This is a genomic window from Clostridia bacterium (genome assembly GCA_036562685.1).
In the GTDB taxonomy this organism is placed as follows: Bacteria; Bacillota; Clostridia; order Christensenellales; family DUVY01; genus DUVY01.
Map to the genome: position 1 here is coordinate 1 of DATCJR010000065.1, position 2,361 is coordinate 2,361.

At 35.0% G+C, this 2,361-nt stretch carries 2 protein-coding genes and 1 tRNA gene; 1 reads left to right on the plus strand and 2 read right to left on the minus strand.

All coding sequences use genetic code 11. The features are described from left to right. Together VIL26_02950 and VIL26_02955 are read right to left on the minus strand one after the other, a co-directional pair. The coding region (locus tag VIL26_02950) for a putative ABC transporter permease (GenBank protein ID HEY8389897.1) at window positions 1–357 on the minus strand (357 nt) is incomplete at its 3' end. A 243-nt stretch (window positions 358–600) separates the two neighbouring features. After that, window positions 601–677: transfer RNA gene (locus VIL26_02955), tRNA-Arg, on the minus strand. Window positions 678–894: 217 nt separating this feature from the next. Here VIL26_02955 and VIL26_02960 point away from each other — a divergent pair. Further along, on the plus strand, window positions 895–2,352 hold the full coding sequence (locus VIL26_02960; protein ID HEY8389898.1) for a spore germination protein: 1,458 nt from the start codon (window positions 895–897) through the stop codon (window positions 2,350–2,352). The last annotated feature ends 9 nt before the right edge of the window (window positions 2,353–2,361 follow it).

A 2,361-nucleotide genomic window follows, 5' to 3' on the forward strand; every position in this document is an offset into this window, starting at 1 on the left:
ATATGTGTAATCCCATGAAACATTGCCTGTAAAAATATATTCAAGCTCATGGAGCAAATATTCAAAAAAAGCCGCAACCACACCGCCTAAAAGAAAAGAAACATACCATTTGCGCTTTTTTCTAACAAGCAATACAATCAAACCCGTTGCACCAAACCCATATACAGGATTAAAAGGTCCATATATGACGCCCTGCTGAGTTATCCATCTATGGTTAACTATCAATTCAAGGACTTGTTCATAATAAGTCCCAAAAAGACACCCAAACACAAATATGGCAAAAACCTTATAAAATGACAGTCCCTCCGCAAATTTTTCCTTCGGTTTGAGCAATCTTTTGGCACTGACTTTTTGCATTAGAAACCTCCGATAAATTCTGCTTTTAGAACCTGCATAAAGCGACAAAAAACATATAACAACTATATAAATGCATTTCAATTATATCAAATTACTAACATAAAGTCCTACAATAGTACAAATTTCCTGAATTTTAATCAAATTTTAATTTTGGATAAGAAAACAAACAATAAAAGTTCACATATAAAAATTTTCTTTATGATAAAAACTTAAAAAGCGCTTGAATTAATCAAGCGCTTTTTTTGGCGTTCCCGAGACGATTTGAACGTCCGACACCCGCCTTAGGAGGGCGGTGCTCTATCCAGCTGAGCTACGGGAACATATTGTAAAATATATCATTTGCTATATAAAAAGTCAAAAATTATTATATCAGCATTATGAAAAAAGTCAAATTTATGTCTATTAAAACAACTGTCATATCTTGTAAGTACTTCTCTAATAAAAAGCCAAAAAAATAAAGGGTTTTAACTATATTTAGAATATTTGGTAAATATTTGCAAATTCTAAATTTATCATTTTCTGACTATAGGACTGATAATGTATTTTGTCAAAGACTTGAACGACAATAAACAAGAGCTTTTAAAAAAGTTCTTCAATAACGATGACATTAAGTTTAGGGACATTAATCTTAAGTCTGGTGTCAAGTGCTGCCTTTTTTTCTTGGAAAACGCAGTAGAGCCTGATTGCTTAAGAGAAGTGATGACAAGGCTTATGGATTGCGAAAAAGAAGTAAAAGACTTGCCAATTTATCTAAGCCTGCATGTCATAAATACTTTTGGTGTAGAAGCAATACAAGAAAGCGACCAAGCGATAAGAACGATCTTAGAAGGAAATGCGGTCCTGTTCGTAGATGGATACGCAGAAGCTCTTACTATAGGCTGTTCGGATTGGAACACACGTTCTATTGAAGAGCCTCCTACTTCGGCTGTTTTGATGGGCCCTCGCGAAGGATTTACTGAAGATATCAAAACCAATCTTTCAATGCTTAGAAGACGACTGCATACCCCAGCGTTGGTTTTTGAAAAACACACTATAGGCAGATATTCCAATACTGAAGTCGCTTTGGTTTATATAAAAGGCATAGCAGATGAAAGAATTGTTCAAAAAGTCAGTGAAAGACTCAAATTAATAGATATTGACGGAATTATCGACTCGTATTATATAGCACAATTTATATCAGAAAAACCTAATTCGGTATTCAGGACAGTAGGCTCATCCGAAAAACCTGATATTATAATGTCCAAAATCTTAGAAGGCAGAATAGCTTTGGTTGTCAATGGCTCTCCTATGGTTTTGACAGTTCCTTTTTTGTTCTTTGAAGATCTTCAGGAAGGCGGAGATTATTATGAACCTAATCAAAGAGCAACATTTTTAAGATTTTTAAGATTGCTAGGTATAATAATTGGAACACAGCTTCCTGGAATTTATGTTGCATTGACTATTTATCATTATGTAGGTTTGCCTTTAGAGTTCTTAGTTACCATTATTACGGCTTCTCAAGGCGTGCCGTTTACGCCTATGTATGAAATGCTGTTTGTATTGCTCTTGTTTGAGATTATTCATGAAGCCAGCATTCGAATGCCTAGATATGTAGGTATGGCAATCAGCATAGTAGGTGCGCTTGTGTTGGGCGAAACAGCGGTAAAAGCAGGACTATTAAGTTCACCTGCAGTTATGTTTGTTTCTTTGAGCGCAATAGCTCTTTATATGATCCCTGACCAAGTAGGTATATTCAAACTCTTTAGAATGCTTTTTACAATAGCCGGCGGAGTTGGAGGCTTGCTTGGAATTGTTTTAATGGAATTTGTTTTACTGTGTTATATGGCTTCATTGGACAGCTATGGCACACCATATCTTGCACCTTATGCCCCCAAAGTTTATGAAGATTTGGGCGATGGTATGGTAAAAACACAAGTAATTAAAAATACCCAAAGACCGTATTCAATACCTAATATCAATAAAAGGAGAATAAAAATACGTGAAAAAGACAACTAAAGACATAAG